This is a genomic window from Geodermatophilus sp. SYSU D00663 (assembly GCF_054050655.1).
Genome location: NZ_JBJGZT010000024.1, coordinates 17,631 through 40,403 on the forward strand (window position 1 = coordinate 17,631; position 22,773 = coordinate 40,403).

At 75.6% G+C, this 22,773-nt stretch carries 23 protein-coding genes; 11 read left to right on the top strand and 12 right to left on the bottom strand.

Annotated features, from left to right (window positions below; all coding sequences use genetic code 11):
* Window positions 1-177: 177 nt before the first annotated feature.
* The 3 genes from ACI79Z_RS17480 to ACI79Z_RS17490 are packed head-to-tail and all read right to left on the bottom strand — an operon-like array spanning window position 178 to window position 2,760.
* On the bottom strand, window positions 178-984 hold the full coding sequence (locus tag ACI79Z_RS17480; protein ID WP_456903362.1) for an ankyrin repeat domain-containing protein: 807 nt from the start codon (window positions 982-984) through the stop codon (window positions 178-180).
* Window positions 985-1,027: 43 nt separating this feature from the next.
* A complete protein-coding gene (locus ACI79Z_RS17485; protein WP_456903363.1) occupies window positions 1,028-1,792 on the bottom strand; it encodes an ABC transporter permease in 765 nt (254 codons plus the stop codon).
* Window positions 1,789-2,760 carry an ABC transporter ATP-binding protein gene (locus ACI79Z_RS17490; RefSeq protein WP_387990144.1) on the bottom strand — a complete coding sequence of 324 codons (972 nt, stop codon included), beginning with the start codon at window positions 2,758-2,760 and terminating at the stop codon, window positions 1,789-1,791. Before ACI79Z_RS17490 ends, ACI79Z_RS17485 begins: the two co-directional genes overlap by 4 nt.
* A 201-nt stretch (window positions 2,761-2,961) precedes the next feature.
* Between ACI79Z_RS17490 and ACI79Z_RS17495 the strand changes: the two genes are divergently transcribed.
* The 3 genes from ACI79Z_RS17495 (at window position 2,962) to ACI79Z_RS17505 (ending at window position 6,351) form a co-directional block, all read left to right on the top strand.
* Entirely contained in the window at window positions 2,962-3,420 is a 459-nt protein-coding gene (locus ACI79Z_RS17495; RefSeq protein ID WP_387990141.1) for a universal stress protein, read from the top strand.
* A 12-nt stretch (window positions 3,421-3,432) separates the two neighbouring features.
* A complete protein-coding gene (locus tag ACI79Z_RS17500) occupies window positions 3,433-4,632 on the top strand; it encodes an adenylate/guanylate cyclase domain-containing protein (RefSeq protein ID WP_456903364.1) in 1,200 nt (399 codons plus the stop codon).
* An 84-nt stretch (window positions 4,633-4,716) separates the two neighbouring features.
* Window positions 4,717-6,351: an ABC-F family ATP-binding cassette domain-containing protein gene (locus ACI79Z_RS17505; protein ID WP_456903365.1), complete on the top strand. Its 1,635-nt coding sequence runs from the start codon at window positions 4,717-4,719 to the stop codon at window positions 6,349-6,351.
* Between the two features lie 87 nt (window positions 6,352-6,438).
* Here ACI79Z_RS17505 and ACI79Z_RS17510 read toward each other — a convergent pair whose 3' ends face one another.
* The 3 genes from ACI79Z_RS17510 to ACI79Z_RS17520 are packed head-to-tail and all read right to left on the bottom strand — an operon-like array spanning window position 6,439 to window position 8,418.
* Window positions 6,439-6,981: a GNAT family N-acetyltransferase gene (locus ACI79Z_RS17510; protein WP_387990133.1), complete on the bottom strand. Its 543-nt coding sequence runs from the start codon at window positions 6,979-6,981 to the stop codon at window positions 6,439-6,441.
* Window positions 6,982-6,983: 2 nt separating this feature from the next.
* Complete coding sequence (locus ACI79Z_RS17515; protein ID WP_456903366.1) at window positions 6,984-8,072, bottom strand: alpha/beta fold hydrolase; 1,089 nt, start codon at window positions 8,070-8,072, stop codon at window positions 6,984-6,986.
* On the bottom strand, window positions 7,993-8,418 hold the full coding sequence (locus tag ACI79Z_RS17520) for a hypothetical protein (protein ID WP_387990128.1): 426 nt from the start codon (window positions 8,416-8,418) through the stop codon (window positions 7,993-7,995). The genes ACI79Z_RS17515 and ACI79Z_RS17520 overlap by 80 nt, the downstream gene beginning before the upstream one ends.
* A gap of 122 nt (window positions 8,419-8,540) precedes the next feature.
* Between ACI79Z_RS17520 and ACI79Z_RS17525 the strand changes: the two genes are divergently transcribed.
* Window positions 8,541-9,311: an SDR family NAD(P)-dependent oxidoreductase gene (locus ACI79Z_RS17525; protein ID WP_387990125.1), complete on the top strand. Its 771-nt coding sequence runs from the start codon at window positions 8,541-8,543 to the stop codon at window positions 9,309-9,311.
* Window positions 9,312-9,353: 42 nt separating this feature from the next.
* Here ACI79Z_RS17525 and ACI79Z_RS17530 read toward each other — a convergent pair whose 3' ends face one another.
* Both ACI79Z_RS17530 and ACI79Z_RS17535 read right to left on the bottom strand, forming a co-directional pair.
* The gene (locus ACI79Z_RS17530) at window positions 9,354-10,247 is read right to left on the bottom strand and encodes an alpha/beta fold hydrolase (RefSeq protein ID WP_387990122.1); all 894 of its coding nucleotides are present in this window, start codon (window positions 10,245-10,247) and stop codon (window positions 9,354-9,356) included.
* Between the two features lie 79 nt (window positions 10,248-10,326).
* The gene (locus ACI79Z_RS17535) at window positions 10,327-11,478 is read right to left on the bottom strand and encodes an endo-1,4-beta-xylanase (protein ID WP_456903367.1); all 1,152 of its coding nucleotides are present in this window, start codon (window positions 11,476-11,478) and stop codon (window positions 10,327-10,329) included.
* Between the two features lie 165 nt (window positions 11,479-11,643).
* On the opposite strand from ACI79Z_RS17535, the gene ACI79Z_RS17540 reads away from it, so the two are divergent.
* From ACI79Z_RS17540 to ACI79Z_RS17550, 3 genes are all read left to right on the top strand, one after another.
* On the top strand, window positions 11,644-12,660 hold the full coding sequence (locus ACI79Z_RS17540; protein WP_387990116.1) for a LacI family DNA-binding transcriptional regulator: 1,017 nt from the start codon (window positions 11,644-11,646) through the stop codon (window positions 12,658-12,660).
* Between the two features lie 156 nt (window positions 12,661-12,816).
* Window positions 12,817-13,512, top strand: coding sequence for a polysaccharide deacetylase family protein (locus ACI79Z_RS17545; RefSeq protein WP_387990113.1), 696 nt, complete (start codon window positions 12,817-12,819; stop codon window positions 13,510-13,512).
* Between the two features lie 115 nt (window positions 13,513-13,627).
* Window positions 13,628-15,100, top strand: coding sequence for an AAA family ATPase (locus ACI79Z_RS17550; RefSeq protein ID WP_456903368.1), 1,473 nt, complete (start codon window positions 13,628-13,630; stop codon window positions 15,098-15,100).
* Between the two features lie 266 nt (window positions 15,101-15,366).
* Here the strand turns inward: ACI79Z_RS17550 and ACI79Z_RS17555 are convergent, their stop codons facing one another.
* Window positions 15,367-16,137, bottom strand: coding sequence for an MBL fold metallo-hydrolase (locus ACI79Z_RS17555; RefSeq protein ID WP_456903369.1), 771 nt, complete (start codon window positions 16,135-16,137; stop codon window positions 15,367-15,369).
* A gap of 88 nt (window positions 16,138-16,225) precedes the next feature.
* Between ACI79Z_RS17555 and ACI79Z_RS17560 the strand changes: the two genes are divergently transcribed.
* Window positions 16,226-16,837 carry an ABATE domain-containing protein gene (locus tag ACI79Z_RS17560; RefSeq protein WP_387990104.1) on the top strand — a complete coding sequence of 204 codons (612 nt, stop codon included), beginning with the start codon at window positions 16,226-16,228 and terminating at the stop codon, window positions 16,835-16,837.
* Between the two features lie 58 nt (window positions 16,838-16,895).
* On the opposite strand, the gene ACI79Z_RS17565 is transcribed toward ACI79Z_RS17560, so the two are convergent.
* The 3 genes from ACI79Z_RS17565 to ACI79Z_RS17575 all read right to left on the bottom strand — a co-directional run bounded on the left by ACI79Z_RS17565 (window position 16,896) and on the right by ACI79Z_RS17575 (window position 19,647).
* The gene (locus ACI79Z_RS17565; protein WP_387990101.1) at window positions 16,896-17,432 is read right to left on the bottom strand and encodes a DUF4396 domain-containing protein; all 537 of its coding nucleotides are present in this window, start codon (window positions 17,430-17,432) and stop codon (window positions 16,896-16,898) included.
* A gap of 47 nt (window positions 17,433-17,479) precedes the next feature.
* Entirely contained in the window at window positions 17,480-19,003 is a 1,524-nt protein-coding gene (locus tag ACI79Z_RS17570; protein WP_456903370.1) for an MFS transporter, read from the bottom strand.
* 272 nt (window positions 19,004-19,275) lie between these two features.
* Entirely contained in the window at window positions 19,276-19,647 is a 372-nt protein-coding gene (locus ACI79Z_RS17575; RefSeq protein WP_456903371.1) for a hypothetical protein, read from the bottom strand.
* 10 nt (window positions 19,648-19,657) lie between these two features.
* Here ACI79Z_RS17575 and ACI79Z_RS17580 point away from each other — a divergent pair, with 10 nt between their 5' ends.
* From ACI79Z_RS17580 to ACI79Z_RS17590, 3 genes are read left to right on the top strand one after another with little or no spacing between them, the layout of a single operon-like run.
* Window positions 19,658-20,665, top strand: a complete 1,008-nt coding sequence (locus ACI79Z_RS17580) for a hypothetical protein (RefSeq protein ID WP_456903372.1) — start codon at window positions 19,658-19,660, stop codon at window positions 20,663-20,665.
* Window positions 20,662-22,350, top strand: a complete 1,689-nt coding sequence (locus ACI79Z_RS17585) for a hypothetical protein (protein WP_456903373.1) — start codon at window positions 20,662-20,664, stop codon at window positions 22,348-22,350. The genes ACI79Z_RS17580 and ACI79Z_RS17585 overlap by 4 nt, the downstream gene beginning before the upstream one ends.
* Window positions 22,326-22,592: a hypothetical protein gene (locus ACI79Z_RS17590; RefSeq protein ID WP_456903374.1), complete on the top strand. Its 267-nt coding sequence runs from the start codon at window positions 22,326-22,328 to the stop codon at window positions 22,590-22,592. Before ACI79Z_RS17585 ends, ACI79Z_RS17590 begins: the two co-directional genes overlap by 25 nt.
* Window positions 22,593-22,773: the final 181 nt, after the last annotated feature.

A 22,773-nucleotide genomic window follows, 5' to 3' on the forward strand; every position in this document is an offset into this window, starting at 1 on the left:
GCGGAGGAGGACGAGGTGGTGGACGGCCGGGATGAGTTGTCGCGTGACACGGGGCGAGTGCCTTCTTCGTCGTCGGTGGACGTCGCTGGACCGGGGTTGGAGTCTACGCCCGTCCGGTTCTCCGGAACCGGACGGAGCAGGCCGTCCGCGTTCCGGACGCCGCTGGTCGGGGGCCGGTCAGTCGGTCGCGCCGGACGCGACGAGCAGGTCGACGAGCGCGTCCCGGGCGCCCGCCTGACCAGCGTCGCGCCGGTGGCGGGCCGCCGCGACCCGGCCGATGTCCAGGGCGCTGGCGCCGTCGCTGGTGGTGGCGTTGACGTCGGCCCCGGCGGCCAGCAGCAGCCGCACGACCTCGGGCGCGTCGTCGCCCGGGCCGGCCGCGACCGCCTCGTGCAGCGCCGTGCGGCCGGTGTCGGGGTCCCGGCGGCCGACGGTGGCGCCGGCGTCGAGCAGCACGCGGACCAGGTCCGGGCGGCCGGCGGCGGCCGCCGCGGCCAGCGCGCCGCCGTCGGGGTCGGCGCCGCGGTCGAGCAGCAGGCGGAGCGCGCCCGCCGCCCCGCCGGCGGCGGCGAGCGTCAGCAGGTCCCAGCCGCCCGCGGCGTCGGTCAGCGGCGCCCCGGCGTCGAGCTCGGCGGCGAGCCGGCCGGTGTCGTCGAGGTAGGCGGCGGCCGCGGCGTCGACGGCCGCGCCCAGCCCGGTGAGGACGGGCACCAGCTGCGGGGCGTGCTCGACGGCGACGTGCAGCGGCGTGCGGCCGGACTCGGTGCGCGCGGCGAGGTCGGCACCGGCCTCGACCAGCACCTCGACCACGTCCTCGCGGCCCTGCGCGACGGCCAGGTGCAGCGGGGTCCAGCCGCCGTCGCCGTCGTGGTCGACCGCGCCGGTCAGCAGCCGCGGCGTCTCGGCGACGGCGCTGCGGACGGCCTCGGCGTCGCCGTCGGCCACCAACCGGCCCAGGCGCTGCACGGTCATGCGGGTGGTCATGCGGGAGGACCTCTCGGTGCGGGTTCGGGGAGGCCGGCGACGGCTAGCCGACGTCGCGGCGGACGGCGAGGAAGGTGCCGAGCAGGGCCGCCAGCAGACCGTAGCCGAGCAGCAGCAGGCCGCCCTGCCACGGCTCCAGCAGGTCCGGGGCCTGGAAGTCGGAGGTGATCGCCTGCACCGCACCGCCGGGCAGCCACTTGTAGGCGCCCTGGATCGCGCCGATCGAGGAGATGATCGGCTCCGCCACGTACAGGTAGACCAGCGCGCCGACGATCGCGCCGACCTGGTTGCGCAGCAGCGCGCCGACGCCCACGCCGATGACGGCGAAGACGACGAGCACCAGCCCGGCCGCGCCCAGCGTCCGCAGGTTGTCCGCGTCCAGCGACGGCGCCGCCCCGCGGGCACCGGCGTAGACCAGCACGACGACGGCGTCGACGACCAGCACGAGCAGCGCGAACGGGACGGCCGCGGCGGCGTAGGCGAGCAGCTTGCCGGTGACCACCCGCCCGCGGCGCGGGGTGGTGAGGAAGGTCGGCGTCGCGGTGCGGTGCCGGTACTCGGCGGTCATCCCGATGATGCCGAGGATCAGGAAGAAGACGCTGGCGTTGGCCGCGACGGAGAAGACGACCTCCTCGTACTCCGGCGTCCCCACCGCGGGCAGCCCCGGCTGGCCGTCCTGCTCGGCGCCGGCCAGGCCGGTGAACAGCGCGGCGAAGCCGCCGGCCATGAGGCAGGCGCCGGCCAGCAGGCCGATCCACACGCGGGTGGTGAACAGCTTGGTCCACTCGGCGCGCACCAGCGCGGTCATCGGGCGGCTCCCTCGGTGGTCGCGGCGGCCGGGCCGGCGGCGAACTGCTCCTGGCCGGCGGTGAGCCGGAAGTAGAGGTCCTCGAGGCCGGTGGTCTCGGCGCGCAGCTCGTGCAGCTCGACCCCGGCGGCGAAGGCGCGGGCGCCGACGTCGGCCGTCGTCGTCCCGGTGACGGTGACCAGGCCGTCGTCGCCGCGGGTGGCGGGGATGCCCGCCCCCGCGAGGACGGCGGCCAGCCGGTCGGCCTCGGGGCTGCGGGCGAGCACGCTGCCCCCGGACGTCCCGGCGCGCAGCTCGGCGATCGAGCCCTGCCGCACCAGCCGGCCGGCGCCGACGATGACCACGCGGTCGGCGGTCTGCTCGACCTCGGCCAGCAGGTGGCTGGACACGAGGATCGTGCGGCCCTCGTCGTGGGCGAGGTGCCGCAGGAACCCGCGCAGCCAGAGGATGCCCTCGGGGTCCAGGCCGTTGGCCGGCTCGTCGAGCACGAGCACCGGCGGGTCGCCCAGCAGGGCGGTGGCCAGCGCCAGCCGCTGCCGCATGCCCAGGGAGTAGCCGCCGGCACGGCGGCGCCCGGCGGCGGTGAGCCCGACCCGCTCGAGCACCTCGTCGGCGCGGGAGACGGGCAGTCCGGCGGCGCGGCAGTACACGCGCAGGTGGTCGCGGCCGGAGCGGGCGGGGTGGAACGCGGTCTCGAGGACGGCGCCGACGGTGCGCACCGGCTCGCGCAGGGCCGCGTAGGGGACGCCGTCGAAGGTCGCGGTGCCGGCGTCGGGTGTGACCAGCCCGAGGACCATCCGCAGCGTCGTCGTCTTGCCCGCGCCGTTGGGGCCGAGGAAGCCGGTCACCGAGCCCGGCTCCACGGTGAAGCCGAGGTCGGAGACGGCCCGCACCGTGCCGAAGGTCTTGCTCAGGCCGGCCACCTCGACCCGCACCGGTCCCGGGCGTCCGGGGGTCGCGCTGGTCATGGTCCTCCTCGGCCGTCGGGTCCCCGTGCGGTCGCCATCCTGGCCCACGCCGGGGACGCCGCCGAGGTCCCGGGGGGAGCGGCGCGCCGCCGGTCACGGCCCGGCAACCCTCCGTCCACCAGCCGTTTCCCGGCAGCCCGATCGGGTGCCCGGCCGTGACCGGCGGCACAGCGGCGCGGCGCGATCACTACAGTGCGCGCCGTGAGCGCGTATCGGACGGTCGTGGTCGGGACGGACGGCTCGGAGTCCTCGCTGCGCGCGGTCGCGCGGGCCGGTGCCCTCGCCGGCGCCTGCGGGGCGACCCTCGTCGTGGCCTGCGCCCACCTGCCCACCGAGGAGGACGACCGGGAGCTGTCCCGGGCCCGGGACGTGCTGGGGGACGAGGCCTACCAGGTGGTCGGCTCGACCCCCGCCGAGGAGACCGTGCGGCACGCCGGTGAGGTGGCGTCGGAGGCGGGCGCCGGCGACGTGCGCACCGTCGCCGTCCTCGGGTCGCCGGTGGAGGCGCTGCTCGACGTCGTCCGGCGCGAGGACGCCGACCTGCTGGTGGTCGGCAACCGCGGGCTCAACGGCATCCGGGGCCGGCTGCTGGGCTCGGTGCCGGCCGACGCCACGCGCCGCTCGGCCTGCGACGTGCTCGTCGTCCACACGACGGGCTGACCCGGGGCGGACGTGGACCCCCTGTCCGGCCCGGACCGCGACGCCGTCCGGGAGGCCCTGGAGCGACTGCTGCTCGGCGGCCCGCGCCGGCTGACCCGGCTGGAGGTGGCCGCGGCCGCGGGCATGCCGCCCGAGCGGACCCAGCGGCTGTGGCGCGCGCTGGGCTTCCCCGACGTCGCCGACGACGACCCGGCCTTCACCCTCGCCGACGTCGGGGCGCTGGGGACCCTGTCGGCGCTCATCGACTCCGGCTTCGTCGACCTCGACACCGAGGCCTCGATCGCCCGGGCCACCGGACAGGCGCTGTCGCGGCTGGCCGACTGGCAGACCGACCTGCTCGCCGACGTCCTCACCCGGCAGGCCCGCGAGCTCGGCCCCGAGGCCGTCGACCCGGTCGCCGCGGCCGACGTGCTGCTCCCGCTGCTGGCCCGCACCCAGGACTACGTGTGGCGCCGGCACCTCGCGGCCAACATCGACCGGGTGCTGGCGACCGGCGAGCCCGGCGACCGCCGCGAGCTCGCCGTCGGGTTCGCCGACCTGGTCGGCTACACCTCCCGCTCCCGCGGCATGGCCGCCCGCGAGCTCGGCGCGATGGTCGAGGCGTTCGAGGCGACCGCGACCGAGGTCATCGCCCGCTCGCACGGCCGGGTGGTGAAGACCGTCGGCGACGGCGTCCTCTACACCGCCGCCTCCGCCGACGACGCCGTCGAGATCGGGCTGACCCTGCCCGAGGCGTGGGACGCCCCCGACCGGCCGCCGCTGCGGGTCGGCGCCGCCTACGGCACGGTGCTCACCCGGCTCGGCGACGTCTACTCGCCGGTGGTCAACCTGGCCAGCCGGCTGACCTCGGTGGCCCGCGCCGGGACGGTGCTGGTCGACCGCGAGCTCGCCCGCCGCCTGCGGGGGCACCCCCGCTACCGGGTGCGGCCGCTGCGCCGGGTGTCGGTGCGCGGCTACGACCACCTCCGGCCGTGGCTGGTCCGCCGCCGCCCGGCGGGGGAGGAGGACAACGTGCTCGAGGCGATGCTCGACGAGATGGCCGACGAGGTGCTCGGCAGGGACCACGACGAGGACCTCGACGAGGACCTCGACGGGGACCTCGACGGGGACCTCGACGGGGACCTCGACGGGGACCTCGACGGGGACCTCGACGGGGACCTCGACGGGGACCGCGACGACGAGGCGGGCGACGGGAACGCGCGCGACGCCTGACCGGCCCGCGCGCTACCGTGGGCGCGTGCTGTGAGCCCCGGAACGACGTCGACCCGACCGATCCGTCCTCCCGGGAGCACCCCCATGAGCGCCACCCTCGTCGCGCGCGGCCTGGCCGCCGGCCACGGCGCGCGCGTCCTCTTCTCCGGCCTCGACCTCGTCGTCGCGCCCGGTGACGTCGTCGGCCTGGTCGGCGTCAACGGCGCCGGCAAGTCCACGCTGCTGCGCACGCTGGCCGGCGAGCTGCCCGCCGGCTCCGGCTCGATCACGCTGAGCCCGCCGACGGCGACCGTCGGGCACCTGCCGCAGGAGCGCGACCGCCGCGAGGGCGAGACCGTCGCCGCGGCGCTGGCCCGCCGCACCGGCGTCGCCGCCGCGCAGGCCGCCCTCGACGCCGCCACCGCCGAGCTCGCCGAGGGCCGCCCCGGCGCCGACGACGCCTACGCCGAGGCGCTGGAGCGCTGGCTGGCCCTGGGCGGCGCCGACCTCGACGAGCGGCTCGAGCAGGTCCTCGCCGAGGTCGCCCCCGGCGTCGGCCCGGACGCCGCGGTGCCCGCGCTGTCCGGGGGCCAGGCGGCGCGGGTGGGGCTGGCCGCGCTGCTGCTGTCCCGCTACGACGTGCTGCTGCTCGACGAGCCGACCAACGACCTCGACCTGGCCGGCCTCGACCGGCTCGAGCGCTTCGTCGCCGGCAACCGCGCCGGCGTCGTCGTGGTCAGCCACGACCGGGAGTTCCTCGCCCGCACGGTGACCCGCGTGGTCGAGCTCGACCTCGCCCAGCAACTGGTCCGGGTGGTCGACGGCGGCTACGAGGCCTACCTGGCCGAGCGGGAGGTGGCCCGCCGGCACGCGCGCGAGGAGTACGAGGAGTACGCGGAGACCCGGGCCGAGCTGGAGGCCCGGGCGCGCATGCAGCGCAACTGGCTGGCCAAGGGGGTCCGCGACGCGGTCAAGAAGTCGAAGGACCCCGACAAGCACATCAAGGCGCACAACCGGGCGACGGCGGAGAAGCAGGGGGCCAAGGCCAAGCAGACCGAGCGCCGGCTCGAGCGGCTGGAGGTGGTCGAGGAGCCCCGCAAGGAGTGGGAGCTGCGGATGACCATCGCCGCCGCCCCGCGGGCCGGGGCCGTCGTCGCCACCCTGCGCGACGCCGTGGTGCGCCGCGGGGACTTCACCCTCGGGCCGGTGAGCCTGCAGGTCGACTGGGGCGACCGGCTGGCGATCACCGGGCCCAACGGCGCGGGCAAGACGACGCTGCTCGGCGCGCTGCTGGGCCGGGTGCCGCTGGACTCCGGCGCCGCGTCGCTCGGCCCGGCGGTGCGGCTCGGCGAGGTCGACCAGGCCCGCGGGCTGTTCACCGGCGACCGGCGGCTGCTCGACGCCTTCGCCGCCGAGGTGCCGGACTGGCCGACCGCCGAGGTGCGCACCCTGCTGGCCAAGTTCGGCCTCACCGCCGAGCACGTGCTGCGCACCGCGGCGACCCTCTCGCCGGGCGAGCGCACCCGCGCGGCGCTGGCGCTGCTGCAGGCCCGCGGGGTGAACGTGCTCGTCCTCGACGAGCCGACCAACCACCTCGACCTGCCGGCGATCGAGCAGCTGGAGTCGGCGCTGGCCGCCTACCCGGGCACGCTGCTGCTGGTCACCCACGACCGCCGGATGCTCGAGGCGGTGGCCACCACCCGGCGGATCACCGTCGACGGCGGCCGGGTCAGGGAATGAAGGACCTCCCTGCCCCCCACCACTCGCAGGCTCGTGGCGAGGCCCTGCAGGGAGGCCGGAACAGCGGCAGGTGCTGCGCGCCGGCTGCTAGCTCAGGTCCTGGCCCAGCGCCTCGTCCAGGCCGACGGTGGCCATGCCGGCCCACGTCTCGTCGACGTGGTGGGCCAGGACCATGAGGTCGCGCAGGTTGCCCTCGCGGTCCCGGATGTGGTCGCGCAGCAGCGCCTCCCCGGTGAAGCCCAGGTCGGTGAACAGCGCCAGCGCCGCGCCCTGCTCGGCGACCACCTCGACGACCAGCTTCGCCAGCCCGTCGCCGACCGCCGTCACCAGCGCCTGCCGGGCGAGCTGGCGGCCCAGGCCCGCGCCGCGCCGGGTGGGGGAGACGACCAGCCGCACCTCCCCGACGTGCGAGGACCAGCCGGGCAGCGGGCGCACCGCGACGTAGCCGGCGACCTCGTCCCCGTCCAGCGCCACGAACCGCCGTCCGCCCGCGCCGCCCGACGCCCAGGACCGGACGACGTCGGGGTCGGTGACCTCCTCCTCGATGAAGGTCAGGTCCCCCTCGGGCAGGCCCGCGAAGAAGCGCAGCAGCGCGTCGCAGTGCGCCGACTCCAGCTCGACGACCTCCACGGTCAGTCCTCCCCGACCTCGTCGCTGCGCTTCCTCAGGAAGCCGATGATCTCCGGCACGGTCGTCTTCGCCGCCGTCCGGCCCACGACCAGGCCCATGTGCCCCGCGTTGAGCCGCAGCTCGTGCTTGTCCTCCGAGCCGACCAGGTCGATCAGCGGGGCGGTCGCGTCCGGCGGGACGATGTGGTCGCGGTCGGCGCGCACGGTGAGGAACGGCAGCCGGATGTCCGACAGGTGCACCGGGTCCCCGGCGACGGTCAGCCGGTCGGTGACCATCCCGTTGTCCCGGACCAGCATCTGCACCGTCTCGCGGGCGGCCGCGCCGGGGAACGGGATGTGGTCGTCGGACCAGCCGGTCATCGCCTGGTAGGCCTGCACGTACTCGTCGTTCCAGAGCCGCTCCCACAGCGTCACGTACCGGGTGACCTCGGAGGTGGGGGTGAGGGTGCGGAACCCCTGGACGACGACCCGCGGCGGCACGTTGCCGTCCTCGTCGACCACGTCGTCGACCTCGAGGCCGCCGCGGAAGACGTCGGCCATCGGCCCCATCTTCGTGAAGTCGACCGGGGTGGCCAGCACGGTGAGGCTGCGGACCGGGGCGTCGGGGTGGTGGGCGGCGTAGAGCAGGGTCAGGTCGCCGCCGAAGCAGTAGCCGAACAGGTTGACCTCGTCGGCGCCGGACAGCTCGCGGACCCGCTCGACGGCGGCGGGGATGTAGTCGTCGACGTAGTCCTCGAGCCGGTTCTGCGCGTCCCGGGCGTCGGGCTCGCCCCAGTCGACCATGTAGACGTCGAACCCCGCGTCGAGCAGCTGCTCGATGAAGGAGTTCCCCGGCGTGAGGTCGAGGATGTAGCTGCGGCTGATCAGGCTGAACACGATCAGCAGCGGCGGCGAGTACCGCACCTTGTCGCTGCGGTAGTGCCACAGCTGCGTGCGGCCGCGCTCCCAGACGACGTCCTTGGGCGTCAGCCCCACGCCGGGCCGGTCGACGCCGGCGACGAGCTTGATGCCGTTACGTGCGCGGAGGGCGTTGCGCTCCACGTCGCGGCGGACGCGGTCGAGGACCGCCTGGGGACTGGGCACCGTCGGCATCGGCTTCCTCCGAGGACGAGGGGGGCGGGACGTCCGCCGTCCGGGGACGGCGGCGCTCGTTCTCCAGCTGCACGGTCAGCCGCCGGACCTCGCGGTCGAGCGCGCCGACCTGGGCGCGCAGCCGGGCGAGGTCGGTGCCGGCGGGCAGGTTGACCAGGTGCCAGGCGCGCGCGGAGACGCCGCGGGCGGTGTCCCGGGCCAGCGTCTGCGCCCGGCGCAGCAGCCCGACGCCGGTGGCGAAGTACGGCGTCCGCACCAGGCTCTCGGCGTGCGGCGCGACCCGCTTCTCGGCGGCGTCGAAGGCCTGCCGCCACAAGGGGGTGCCCGGGGGGTCCTGCGGCGACATCGACGTACCTCCTACGGCTGGGACCTGCTGCCCGCCGGCCCTCCCTACCCGCCCGCCCGGTGATCTACCGCACAGCGCCGTTACGGTCCGGGGACGAGATCAGCAGGGGAGAGGAGACCACGGTGGCGGACAGGACGATCCTGGACATGTTCCGGCTCGACGGGAAGGTGGCGATCGTCACGGGGGCGTCCTCGGGGCTGGGCGTGGTGTTCGCGCGGGCGCTGGCCCAGGCCGGGGCGGACGTGGCGCTGGGGGCCCGCCGCGAGGACCGGATGGCCGCCACGAAGGAGGCGGTCGAGGCGGAGGGCCGGCGGGCGATCACCGTGCGCACCGACGTGGCGAAGGTGGAGGACTGCCAGGCGCTGGTCGACGCCGCGATGGCCGAGTTCGGCCGGGTCGACGTCCTCGTGAACAACGCGGGGATCGGCACCGCGGCGCCGGCCACCCGGGAGAAGCCCGAGGAGTTCCGGGCGGTGATCGACGTCAACCTCAACGGCTGCTACTGGATGGCCCAGGCCTGCGGGCGGGTGATGAAGCCGGGCAGCTCGATCGTGAACATCTCCAGCGTGCTGGGCCTGACCACCGCCGGGCTGCCGCAGGCGGCCTACGCGGCGAGCAAGGCCGGCCTGATCGGGCTGACCCGCGACCTCGCCCAGCAGTGGACCGGCCGCAAGGGCATCCGGGTCAACGCGCTCGCGCCGGGCTTCTTCGCCTCGGAGATGACCGACCAGTACCCCGAGGGCTACCTCGACCAGCAGATGGGCCGGGTGCTCGCCGGCCGCGCCGGCGACCCGATGGAGCTCGCCGCCGCCCTGGTCTTCCTGGTCAGCGACGCGGGCGGCTACGTCACCGGGACGACGATCCCGGTGGAGGGCGGCATGCTCACCAGCTGACCGCGATCCCGGGGCCCCGCCGCGGCGGGGCCCCGGTCGCGCTCAGCGGCCGTCGGCGCGGGCGGCGAGCGCGGTGATCCGGTCGACCAGCTGCGGCCACACCTCGCGCGGCAGGTCGTGGCCCATCCCGTCGACGACGAGCAGCTCGGCGCCGGGGATCGCCGCCGCCGTCGCCCGGCCGCCGGACACGTCGATCAACGCGTCGTGCTCGCCGTGGACGACGAGGGTGGGGACGGCGACCCGCGCGAGCTCGGCGGTGCGGTCGGGGCTGGCCAGGATCGCGGCCAGCTGGCGGGCGACGCCGGCCGGGTTGTGGGCGCGGTCGAACGACAGCCCGGCCCGCTCCCGCAGCCCGTGCTCGTCGAACTCGAAGCCGGGGGAGCCGATGACCCGGTAGGTGTCGACCGCACGCTGCACGGCGCTCTCCCGGTCGGTGGCCGGCGGGGCGAGCAGGACGCCGATGGCGGCCTCGGCGGGCGCGCCGACGGCGGGGTCGCCCGTGGTCGACATGATCGAGGTGAGGCTGCGGACCCGGTCCGCGTGCCGGACGGCCAGCGTCTGGGCGATCATCCCGCCCATCGAGGCGCCGACGACGTGGGCGCTGTCGATGCCCAGCGCGTCGAGGAGGGCGGCGGTGTCGTCGGCCATGTCGGCGAGGCGGTAGGGCACCCCCGAGTGGTCGCCGCCCATGACGGCGAGGACGTCGGGCGCCCCGGCGTCGTCGAGGTGGGTGGACAGTCCGATGTCCCGGTTGTCGAACCGGACGACGTACAGGCCGCGCGCGGCCAGCATCCGGCAGAACTCGTCGGGCCATCCGATCATCTGCGTGGCCAGTCCCATGACCAGCAGCAGCGGCGGGTCCCCGGGCGAGCCGAAGGTCTCGTAGGCCAGCTCGACGTCGCCGGCACGGGTGGTCTGCACCCCGGTGTGCTCCATGCTCCGCACGCTAACCCCGGACGCGCGACCGCCCGGCACCGGACGGGACCGGTGCCGGGCGGCGCGACGGGCGGGACGGTCAGCGCTCGGTGACCTGCCGGCCGGGCCGGGCCTCGGCCAGCTCCTCCTGGAGCCGGGTGTAGGCCGGCTTCGGGACGAAGTCCTCGTCCATGACCGTGGCCTCGCCCTCGGCGGGGAAGAACACCGGCACCCAGGAGTACTTGTCGGTGAAGCCCCAGAGGGTGAAGGAGTTGCAGTCCTCGACGGCCAGGCAGGCCTCCAGCGTACGGCCGTACCAGTCGGCCTGCTGCTCCAGCTGCGCGGGCGTGGGCTCGGTGCCGGGCGTGACGGGCATGCGGACGTCGAGCTCGGTGACGGCGGTCTCCAGGCCGAGGTCGTCGAACCGCTGCAGGTTCTCCTGGAGGGTGTCCGGGAAGGGGTACTGGAAGCTCAGGTGCCCCTGCACCGAGAACCCGTCGACGGGGACGCCCTGGGCCTGCAGCTGCCGGATGAGGGCGTAGTAGGCATCGCTCTTGGCGCCGATGTGCTCGACGGCGTAGTCGTTGAAGAACAGCTTGGCCTCCGGGTCGGCCTCGTGGGCCCAGCGGAAGGCGTCGGCGATGATCCCCGGGCCGAGCTCGCGGATCCAGATGTTCTCCCCGGTCCGGAGGTTTCCGGCCTCGTCGAAGATCTCGTTCGCCACGTCCCACTGCTGGATCTGGCCCTTGTAGCGACCGACCACCGTCTGGATGTGCTCGCGCAGGATCTCGCGCAGCTCCTCGGGCGAGAAGTCGCCCTGCTCCAGCCACGTGGGGTTTTGGCTGTGCCACAGCAGCGTGTGGCCGCGCACCACCTGGTGGTTCTCGCGGGCGAAGGCGACGATCGCGTCGGCCGGCCCGAAGTTCCACACGTCCCGCTGCGGGCGCAGGAACTCCCACTTCATCTGGTTCTCGGGCGACAGCGAGCTGAACTCCTCGGCGAGGACCTCGCGGTACTGCGCGTCGTTCGGGAATGGGTCGGGGTAGGGCATGTCCACGTGGTGCCCGCCGCCGGCGACGGCGCTGCCGATCACGAGGTCCTGCGGCGCGAGGCGGCGCAGGGTGTCCTGCTTGTCGTAGCCGGGAGCGGTGCCGGTGCCCCCGCCCGCCGGCGCGGCCCAGGCCTGGGCGCCGGTGGACAGCAGGGCGGAGGCGGCGCACGTGGCGGCGGCCAGTCGGAGAACTCGCTTCACGGTGTCCCTCCAAGGACGTCCGGTGCGCGGGCACGGCCCTGTGGCCCGCGTCACTTCCGGAAGTTACCGGAACTTCTGCGGTTCCTCGCAGGGGGTGGGGCGCCCGGAGCGGCGGTACGTGTCGGGGGACCGCCGTAGGCTGGCCGCCGGCCCGGAGGAGGGGACGTGACGGACACCCAGCGCCATGCCGTGACGATCTCCGAGATCGCCGCGAAGGCCGGCGTGTCCGTGCCCACCGTCTCCCGGGTGCTCAACCACCGCTCCGACGTCGCGCCGCACACCCGGGAGCGGGTGGAGCGGCTGCTGCGCGAGCACGGCTACCAGCGCCGCGGCCCGCACCGGGAGGAGCGGGCGGGCCTGGTCGACCTCGTCTTCGACGACCTCGACAGCCCGTGGGCGCTGGAGGTCATCCGCGGCGTCGAGCAGGCGGCGCACGCCGCCGGGGTGGGCACCGTCGTCTCCGCCGTGCACCGGCGGCGCAGCTCCGCCCGGCTGTGGCTGGACAACGTCCGGGCGCGGGCCAGCGACGGCGTCATCCTGGTCACCACCGCGCTCGACCCGGACCTGCACAGCGAGCTGCGCGGGCTGCACCTGCCGGCGGTCGTCGTCGACCCGGCCGGCCTGCCCGACCTCGACGTCCCCACCATCGGCGCGACCAACTGGGCCGGCGGGGTCGCCGCCACCGAGCACCTCACCGCGCTCGGCCACCGGCGGATCGCCCACGTCGCCGGCCGGCCCGGGCTGTGGTGCACCCGCGCCCGGCTCGACGGGTACCGGGCCGCGCTGGACTTCGCCGGCCTGGCGGCGGACCCGCGGCTGGTCGTCCCCGGCGAGTTCGACTACGCCTCCGGCGCCCGGGCCGCCGCGCAGCTGCTCGAGCTGGCCGACCCGCCGACCGCCGTGTTCGCCGCCAGCGACCAGATGGCGCTCGGCGTCTACGAGGCGGTGCGCCGGCGCGGACTGCGGGTCCCCGACGACGTGAGCGTCGTCGGCTTCGACGACCTGCCGCAGGCCGCGTGGTCCTCGCCCCCGCTGACCACGGTGCACCAGCCCCTCGGGCAGATGGGGGAGCTGGCCGTCCGCACCGTGCTGCGGCTGGTCAACGGCGAGCGGCTGGAGGGGCCGAAGGTCGAGCTGGCCACCCGGCTCGTCGTGCGCGACAGCACCGCCGCCCCGCGCTGACCCGACCCGCCGCGACTCGCCGTCCCGACCTCGGGGGACGCCCTCCGGTGCCGGTCCGCGCTTGCCCTCGGCTGTGACGGGTGCCACGCTCGGCCGCGCTCGTTCCGGAAGTTCCCGGGAACCGAGACGCCCCGCCGATCGCCGACAGGAGCTCCCGTGCGCCGTCCCGCCCGCCTGGTCCGCCTCGCCGTCCCCGCCCTCACGGCCGGTCTCCTCCTGACCGCCGCACCGCCGGCGCAGGCCGGGCAGCCCACCGCCGAGGTCGTGACGACGACCCGGCACGACGACCGGTCGGTCGCCCTGACCTTCGACGACGGGCCCAACCCGCCGGACACCCACCGCCTGCTCGAGGTCCTGCGCGAGCACCACGTGAAGGCGACGTTCTGCCTGTGGGGCGACCACGTCCGCGAGCACCCCGAGGTCGCCCGGGCGATCGCCCGCGACGGCCACACGCTGTGCAACCACACGATGCACCACGACGACATGGCCGGCTGGACGCCCGAGCAGATCCGCGCCGACCTCGAGGCCACGTCCGCGGTCATCCGCGAGGCGGTGCCCGGCGCGCACATCCCGTTCTTCCGCGCGCCCTACGGGAGCTGGGGGCAGACGCCGGAGGTCGCGGCGGAGCTGGGCATGCAGCCGCTGGGCTGGGCGCTGGCCGTCGGCGACTGGGAGCCGCCGGGCACCGACGAGCTGGTCCGCCGCGTCGTGGACGGGGTGACCCCGGGCGCCGTCGTCCTGATGCACGACGGCGGCGGCGACCGCAGCCAGACCGTCGACGCCGTCGACCGGCTGGTCCCGCTGCTGCGGGAGCAGGGCTGGCGCTTCGACCGCCCGGCGAAGACCGCCTGAGCGCGGGAGCCGGCCCCGCCACGCGGGCGGGGCCGGCCCCGGGTTCCCCGGCGACACGCCGGGCCGGCGATCGCTACGCTCCGCCGCCACGTGGGTCGAGGGGAGCGGGGTCGCGGTGGCGGGAACGTCGGAGGACGAGGTCAGGGAGTTCGCCGCGGGGCTGCGGTCTCTGCTCGACTGGCTGCAGCTGTCGGGTCCCGCGGCGGGCAACGAGGTCGTCGCGCTGGTGCAGGGGACGCTCGGCCCCGCCGGCCTCGGCCAGTCGGTCGTCGCCCGGGAGCTGCCGGCCTTCGAGCACGTCAACCTGCAGACCGCGCTCGACGCGTGGAGCGCCGCGCCCGGGCGCTCCGTGGAGGTGCGCGGCGTCGTCCTCCCGCCCCACTACGTCGGCATCGACCTGCAGCAGCTGATGACCGGCGAGGCGCTGCCCCCGGTGCGGCTGAGCGCGCCCGCGGTGGTCGACCTCCCGAACGGCCCGGGGTCGACGCTGGCCTGCCTGCGCCTGGCGCTGCTGCTCGTCACCGACGACGACGGCCGCTACGTCCTCCTGGTGCAGGAGGCGGGGGAGCACCGGCCGACGATGAGCGTCGAGGTGGCCGGCCTGCCGGTGCAGCGGGCGCAGGCCGTCCTGGCCGAGCTCGACCGGCTGCGCCGCGAGCTGAACGTCTACCGGGGCCGGCTGGTGGAGGTGACCCCGACGCCGTCCGGCCAGGTCGCGCTCACCTTCCTCGACCCGCCGGACCTCACGCGCGACGACGTCGTGCTGCCCGCGGCGGTCCTCGACCGCGTCGAGCGGCACGCGCTGGGAGTGGCCGGGCACCGTGCCGGCCTGCGCGCCGCCGGCCAGCACCTCAAGCGCGGGCTGCTGCTCTACGGGCCGCCCGGCACCGGCAAGACGCACACCGTGCGCTACCTGCTCGGCCGCATGGGCGACTACACCCGGCTGCTGCTCACCGGGCGCTCGCTCGGCGTCGTCGGCTCGGTCACCGAGCTCGCCCGCGAGCTGCAGCCGGCCGTGGTGGTGCTCGAGGACGTCGACCTCGTGGCCGCCGACCGCTCCTTCGGTCCCGGCGGCAGCCCCGTGCTGTTCGACCTGCTCGACGCGATGGACGGCGCGGCGCCCGACGCCGACCTGCTGTTCGTCCTGACCACGAACCGGGCCGACCTGCTGGAGCCGGCGCTGGCCGCCCGGCCGGGCCGCGTCGACGTCGCCGTGCAGGTCGACCTCCCCGACGCCACGGCCCGCCGGCGGCTGCTGCTCCTCTACGGCCGGGCGGTGCCGCTGCGGCTGACCGACGACGACGTGACGCGCGCCGTCGACCGCAGCGAGGGCGTGACGGCGTCGTTCCTCAAGGAGCTGCTGCGCCGCGCCGTGCTCGAGGCGCTGCACGAGCAGGACCCGGTCGTCGCGGTCACCGCGGGGCACCTCGACCGGGCCCTCGACGACCTGCTGGACTCCACCCAGCAGGTCACCCGCACCCTGCTCGGCGTGGGGGCCGAGGGGGCGGTGACCGACGGCGACGGGGCGTGGCCCGGCCCGGCGCCGGTCCAGTACGGGGGCGGCTACCGCCCCTTCCGCGCGCGCTGACCGCGGGCCGGGACGCAGGACGGCCCGGACGGGAGACCGTCCGGGCCGTCCTGGTGGGTCCGTGTGTGAGGTGCTAACCGTTGCTCTGACCAGCAGCGGAGCATGCCGTCCGGCTCACTTCTTACACGTTTTCCGCCGACTTCTTACACGCTCGCTGCAGACGTGCCCCGGCCCGCGGGCGAAAGTCGCTGTCCACGGGTCCGGGCACGGCCGACTTCTCCAGGGCGGCGGGCAGCGTGTGCCGCTCCCGACCACCCCAGGTGGGGTCAGGCGGGCTGCAGCCGATCAGCCAGCCCTGCCGCGGCGAAGGCGGCGGCGACGTCGTCGCGGCTCTCGGTGAAGTGGCCCCAGCTGTCGCAGTGGGCGGCCACGACCCGGCGGGCGCCCAGGATCTGCGCGGCCTCGGCGGCCTGTGTGCCGTCGACGGTGACCAGCGCGCCGTCGAAGAACGGGGTGCGGGCGGCGCCGGCGAACAGCACGGCGGTGTCCACCGGGCCGACGCGGTCGGCGATGTCGCGGACGAGGTCCAGTGAGGCGTTGTCACCGCTGACGTAGACGGTGGGCAGGTCGCTGGCGGTCAGGACGAAGCCGATCACCTCGCCGGTGATCGGCTCGCAGCCCTCGGGGCCGTGCTGGGCGGGGGCGGCGGTCACCGTCACGGTGCCGCCGTCGGGACGGGGCAGCTCGACGGTGTCCCACGGGGCGAGGCCGCGGGCGGTGCCACCGAGGTGCTCGGCGCCGCTGGGCGTGGTGAGGGTGAGCGGCACGTCGGCCAGTAGCTCGCGGCCGGCGTTGTCGAGGTTGTCGGGGTGCTGGTCGTGGGAGAGCAGTACCGCGTCGACGGCGCCGATGTCGGCCGTGCCGACCGGGCAGGGAGCGGTCTTGGTCAGCACCAGGCCCGGGCCCAGCGGGTACTCGCCGGGAGCGTCGAAGGTCGGGTCCGTGAGGAACCGCAGGCCCCCGTACTCGATGAGGGTGGTCGGGCCGCTGAGGACCCGGACGGGGATCTGGTCGGCGGTGGGACGGACGTCGGTCAAGGTGACACCTCACGGGTATGAAGCGGATCTTCCGTGAGGCGACGGTAGACGGTTCTCACGGAAGATCGCAAGGCGTACCATGAGAACCATGTTGGAGGCCGTGACCGCCGAGTCCGCGCACCGCGTCCTGCCGCCGGCGCCGGGTGCCGAGCAGCACCTCGCCCTGGACTTCGCCAACAGCGCCGTGGCGTTGCCGGGAGGTCAGTTCCTCGAGCTGCTGGGCACGCCCACGGCCGCGACGGAGTGGCTGGCCGAGCGCGACCTCGCACCCTCCGACGCCGGCCTGCGGGATCAGTGCGCGGCGCAGCTGCGGGCGCTGCGGGAGCAGGTCCGGGCGCTGCTGGCGTCGCGGATCGACGGGCTCCCCGCTCCCGCAGCCGCCGTGCGCGCCGTCAACGAGGCGCTGACCAGCGTGCCCACGGCGTCCCTGCTGCAGTGGGACGAGGCCCGCGGGCTGCACCGGACTCCGCCGCACCGCACGACGCAGATCGTCGACCACGCGCTGGCGGTCCTGGCTGCGGACGCCGCCGACCTGCTCACCGGTCCCGACGCCGAGCGGTTGGCCGCGTGCGCGTCACCGCCGTGCAACCGGTACCTGCTGCGCACGCACGGCCGCCGGCACTGGTGCTCGGTCCGCTGCGGCGACCGTGCCCGTGCCGCCCGCGCCTACGCCCGCCGAAACCAGCTCAAGGGCGCCTGACGGCCGCCCTCCGCTGGGCGGACGCAGGCCGTCGGCGGTCGCCGTGGTCGGGCGCGGCTCAGTGGTGGTCGCGCCCGTGGAGATCCCCGGCGGTCGGGTGCTGCTCGGGCGACCCGTGCCCGCCGCCGTGGTACTGGTGCACTACGGCGTGCCCCTTGCCCCGGCCGATCAGCCAGCGGTTGACCGGCACGGTGACGACGAAGGCCACGGCGAGCGCGAAGGCGAGCGCGCCCCAGAACAGCGGGCTGTCCAGGCCGGCGTCCATCGCGCCGGGCACCAGCAGCATGACCGCGTTGTCGACGATCTCCATGACGGTGATGGAGACGGTGTCGGCCGCCAGCGCGACGGGGATCGCCGCTCGCAGTGCCAGGCCGGAGCGCATCACCGGCCCGATGGTGAACGCGTAGCCGAACAGGAACGCGAGAGCGACGGCGAGCACGATCGTCTGCACGTCCGACCAGCCCAGCGCGGTCCCGATGACCATGCCGAGGACCTCACCGATCGCGCAGCCGGTGAGGCAGTGCAGGGTGGCGGACACGGCCATCCGGGTGGGGGCGGTGCCGGTCGGGCGCCCGTCGTGCATGGAGTGGTCCATCGGTGCTCCTCGGTCGGTCACGTGCAGAGTGGGCGGGTTTCCGGCCGTCAGGCGGTGGCCGTCTGGGACTCGCCGGTGGCGGGGGCGGCCCGCTGGGTGCCGCGGGTGGTGACGGTCGCGGCGACGAGGACGGCGGCGGCCAGCAGCAGGCCGGCTCCGGCGAGGAAGCCGGAGGTGTAGCCGTGCGCCAGCGCCTCGCCGGCCCGGGCCACGGCATCGACGTCCCCGCCGGCCTGGCCCTGCTGCAGCACCCGGGTGGCCTCGGGCAGCTGCGCGGCGGCGGCCGTGGTCGAGACGGTGGTCAGCACGGCCAGCCCGAGAGCGGCGCCGATCTGCTGGGCCATGTTGACCAGCGCCGAGGCCACCCCGGCGCGGTCCTCGGCGACGCGGTGCACGGCAGTCAGCGTCAGCGGCACGAACGCCAGCCCGAGGCCGAAGGAGGTGAGGAACAGCGCCGGCATGATGTCGACGGCGTAGGAGGGGTCCACGTCCAGTCGGGACAGCCACGCCATGCCGGCGGCGGCCAGGAGCAGCCCGGGCGCGGCCAGCACGCGCGGCGCCAGACGCTCGACCAGCTTCGACGCCATCCCCGAGGCCAGGATGATGCCGGCGGCGAAGGGCAGCGACGCGACGCCGGTCTTCAGGGCTCCGTACTGCAGCACCTGCTGCAGGAACAGCGCCAGCAGGTAGAAGCTGCCCATCAGCCCGGCGCCGATGAACAGCACGGTGGCGTAGGCCCCGGCGCGGTTGCGGTCGGCGAACAGGCTCAGCGGCAGCAGCGGCCCGGTGGTGCGCGACTGCAGCATCAGGAAGACGGCCAGCAGGACCGCGGCGGCGGCGAACGCGGCCAGAGTGAGCCCGTCGGTCCAGCCGTGCTCGCCGGCGCGGGCGAGACCGTAAACCAGGGCGACCATCGCGCCGGTGCCGGTCACCGCGCCGGGGGTGTCCAGCCGACCCCGGCCACGGCCGCCCTCGGGCAGGGTGCCGGTGCCGGCGAGCACCGCCAGACCCACCGGCACGTTCACGAAGAAGACCCAGCGCCAGTCCAGCAGCCCGGTCAGGGCGCCGCCGAGCAGCAGCCCGCCGATGATGCCGACCGCGGACATGGCCCCGTAGACCGCCATCGCGGAGTTGCGCGGCTTGCCCGCGGGGAACGTGGTCGCGATCAACGCCAGCGCGTTGGGCGCGGCCAGCGCGGCACCCACGCCCTGCAGCGCGCGGGCGGCGATCAGCAGCGTCCCGTTCGGCGCGAGACCGCCCAGCAGCGAGGCGGCGACGAACAGGACCAGGCCGATCCGCAGCACCCGGCGCCGGCCGAACAGGTCACCGACCCGGCCACCGAACAGCAGCAGCGCGCCGAAGACCAGGACGTAGGCGTTGATCACCCACAGCAGGCTGGCCGCCGGCATGTCCAGGTCGGCCTGGATGCTGGGCAGCGCGATGTTCGCGATGCCGTCGTCGAGGACGAGCATCAGCTGGGTTGTGGCGATGATCAGCAAGGACAGGCCCAGCCGACGATCGGCGGAGGAAGCCTCGGCTGCTTGCGGCTGGGCGGGCGGTGCGGCGGACATGCGCGAACTCCTGGCGTGCGAGGCAGGGCGGTACCTCCGAGCGGTATCTGAGACAAGCTGTACCCCCCGGGGGTATCTTCCACAAGCGGCAGTGAGAGACGTCACGGGCAGGCCGCGCCTCTAGCCGACCGGGCGGCCGTCGTCCGCGACGACCGGGAAGCGGGAGAAGCCGGTCTCGGCCACCCGCTGCTCGAAGTGCGTTCCGGGGATGGCCTCCGCCGGGTGAGACCTGCACCGGAACCGACGTCGAGCCCCACGCCCCTTGTCGGTGGTCAGGCACCGCGGGGCTGCTGCGCCGGACGTCTCGTCGGCTTGACCCACCCGGGTCGGCGTGGACGATCACGTCCGTGAGCGAGCGCGAGGGCCCGCGCGGCGACCTCCGGCGGCACGTCCATCAGCCGCCCGACCGGCGCAAGGGCCGGGTCGATGTACGCGGCGAGCAGCGCGGTCAACGCCGCCGCGGTCTCGCTCCCCGGCGTGGCATGCCGGCCCGGCAGTGATGCGGTGGGCAGCGGGTAGCCGGCGATCGGGTCGGGGTGGCCCTCCGCGGCGGCGAACTCGGCGGCGATGCGTGCCACGGCCGTGGCCAGCTCCTCCTCGGACAGCTGGCCAAGCCGGTCTACAGCAGCCTGCAGGTCCGGCATCGCCGCCGCGGTGCTGGCCTACCGGCCCGAGGGCCTCACCGACGCCGAGTGGGCCGACGTCGCCGACCTGGTCCACCTGGGAATGGCGACCCTCGCGCCGCGCACCCGCGAGCAGGTCCGCCGCATCGGCTGGGCGCTCGGCGTGCACGCCCGGGTGCACCTGCGCTCGGGCACCAGCCGCACCGTGCCCGGCTGGTACGGCTCGCCCGCGGTCGCCACCTCGCTGGCCGGCGGCAGGATCGGCCGCGGCAAGAGCGCGTACACCGTGCCCGCCCGGTTCGGCTCCTCCTACGCCGGCCGGCTGCGCACCATCGGCCGGGCGCTGGTCCCGGCCAGCCCGCCCCCGCCGAAGCGGTTCACCGCCTACCCCCGGCAGGAGCCGCTGACCGCCGCCGAGCTGGAGGAGGTCTTCGACTTCTGCGCCACGCACGGCATGCCGGCCCTGGGCCGGCGGCTCGCCCTGCTGGTGTGGCTGATCTGCGGCACCGGCGCCAAGCGCGCCGACCTGGTCGGCGCGACCGGCACCGCCGTGCAGGTCACCGAGCACGCGGTGGTGTTCACCACCGCCGGCCCCACCCCGCGGCGCATCCCCGTCCTCGGCGCCTGCGAGGCGCCGATCCTCGACGCCGCGCTGGCTGCCGGCGACGCGCCGCTGCTCGACCTGAGCGCCGATACCGACATCGGCGACCTGGTCATCGCCACCGGCTGGCGGGTCGCCGACCGGTTCCCGCTCACCGCCGGCCGACTGCGCGCCACCTGGCTGGCCGCCGTGCTCGCCGGCGGCGCCCCGTTCGCCGGCGTGCTCGCCGCCGCCGGCCTGACCGGGGAGAAGACCTTTGCCGACCTGCTCGCCCGGCTGCCCGCGCTCGACGACGCCGCCTACGAGACCGCGCTGCGCTGCTCCGACGGCCCGCTGCCGGTCGCCGGGCAGCTCACCCTGCCCGGGCTGCGCCACCCCGCGCTGCGCGTGCCCCTGCTCGACGCCCCGCGCACCTCCACCGGCCGGAAGTCGGCGTGAGGATCGACCCGACCACCGGCGAGGTCCTCGACGACGAGGGCCACGGCGACGAGGTCCTCGACGACGGGGACGTGCAGATCACCCTGCCGGTGCGGCGCGGCCTCACCGGCAGCTGGGCCGCGCTCGCCGCCGCCAGCGACGACGCGCCGCTGACCGGTCCGGACAAGGTGACCGTCGTGAAGGTGCCGCGCAGCCTGGTCGCGCTGGCCGAGGCGACCGTCGACCGCGGTCCGCTGATCGGCTACCTCGAGTCGCTGCTGCCCGCCCAGGCCGACCGGCCCACCGGCGGCAAGACCCGCACGCTGAGCGTGCGCACCCTGCTCGTCGCGCTGCTGCTGCTCGCCCTCGCCGAGCAGGCCATGATCATCCGCGACGCGGTCGCCCTGCTCAACGGGCTGCACCCCTCCGACAAGCACCGCCTCGGCGTGCCCGAGGCCGTCACCGAGCGGATGTTCTCCCGGCTGTTCAACCAGCTCGCGCACGCCGTCGACCCGTCCCCGGACTCCCCGCACAACGTCGCCGCGCTGCGCGACGCGCACGACGCCATCCGTGCCGAGCACCCCGGCGAAGACAACCGCGACCTGCGCCGCCAGCTGCACGCCGAGCTCGAGGCCGCGCACGCCGAGGTCCTGCTCGAGCGCCTCGCCCGACTGCGGTACGTGCTCGATCGCGGCCTGGACTCCACCCTGCCCGACACCCCGCACACCGGCTCCTACGCCGTCGACGCCTCCGCCGTGCCGTCCTGGGCGCATCAGTTCCACCGCCAGCCCAAGCGCCCCGCGCTGGTCAGTGACCCCGACGCCCGGTGGAACGGCAAGGGCGAGGGCTGGTACGGCTACTGGCTGCACGGCGTCGTCCGGGTGCCCGAGGTCGGCGGGGACGACGTGCCGTGCCTGGTCGAGCGGATCGAGTTGACCGCGGCCAACGCCGACTCCCGCGTCGCCGCGCTGGAGCAGCTCACCCGGATGGTCGCCGACCACGAGCGCGCCGACGAGGCCGCCGGCCGCCCGCACCGGCCCCGCGGCGACCTGCTCGCCGACCGCTTCTACACCTCCGAGGTCGACCGCGGCGACGACTGGATCTGGCCGGTGTTCGCCCTCGGCTTCGACTCCGTGCACCACCTCACCGAGCACCAGCTGGGCAACAACAAGGCGCCGCTGGCCAACGGCGCCATCGTCGTCGACGGGCAGCCGTTCAGCCCCCGGCTGCCCGCGCACCTGCGCAACCTCGAGCCGCCGAAGGTCGGCGCGTCAAAGGCGGCGATCCTCGCCTACCAGGCCCGGATCGCCCAGCGTGCCCCGTACGCGCTGCACGCCATCGGCGGCCGCCGCGACGACGGCGGCTGGGACTTCGGCTGCAAGGCGATGCACGCCCTCGGCGCGCTGCGCTGCGACATTAAGCCCACCTCGATGGCCAAGCCGCCCACGCCGCGGCGGCCCACCACGACCCGACCGTGTTCACGCCGGGCGGGCGGCCGCCGAAGATCTGCGGGCAGCAGAAGTCCCGCGTCGGCATGGCCGAGCTGCCGTTCTGGCAGCCGCTGCTGCACGGCTCGGCCGAGTGGTGGGACAGCATCAACCGGCGCAACCGGATCGAGGGCATCTTCGGCAACGTCAAGAACGACGCCAGCCAGAACCTCACCCGCGGCCGGTTCCGCGTCATGGGCCTGGCCCGCACCTCGCTGATGACGCTGTTCATCGTGATGGCCGCCAACCTGCGGCTGATGCAGACCTTCACCGCCCGGCAGGCCAAGACCGCCGCCGCCGGCACCACCCCGGCCCGCCGGCCCCGCCGCCCGCGGATGCACACCCTGCTGCGGCACGAGCTGCGCGCCCGCATCGCCGCGCAGAAGGCCCTCGCCGCCGCCGGCGACGACCGCGCCGCCGCCGGTGCCGCCGCCCGCACCGCCGGCCCGCCCGGCCCGTAGCCGCCGGTTGTGCCACAGCCCGTGGCACAACTCCTCGCCCCACCGCACCGCCGCAGCACCTCCGGCACCCCGACGCGCCCACCTCGGGCCGCCGGGGCGCTCGGCGTGCCCGCAGACCGGCCGCGACCGCCCGGTGCGGGCCGCCGGCGCGCCCGCGCACCGCCGCCGCGGCACGCGCATC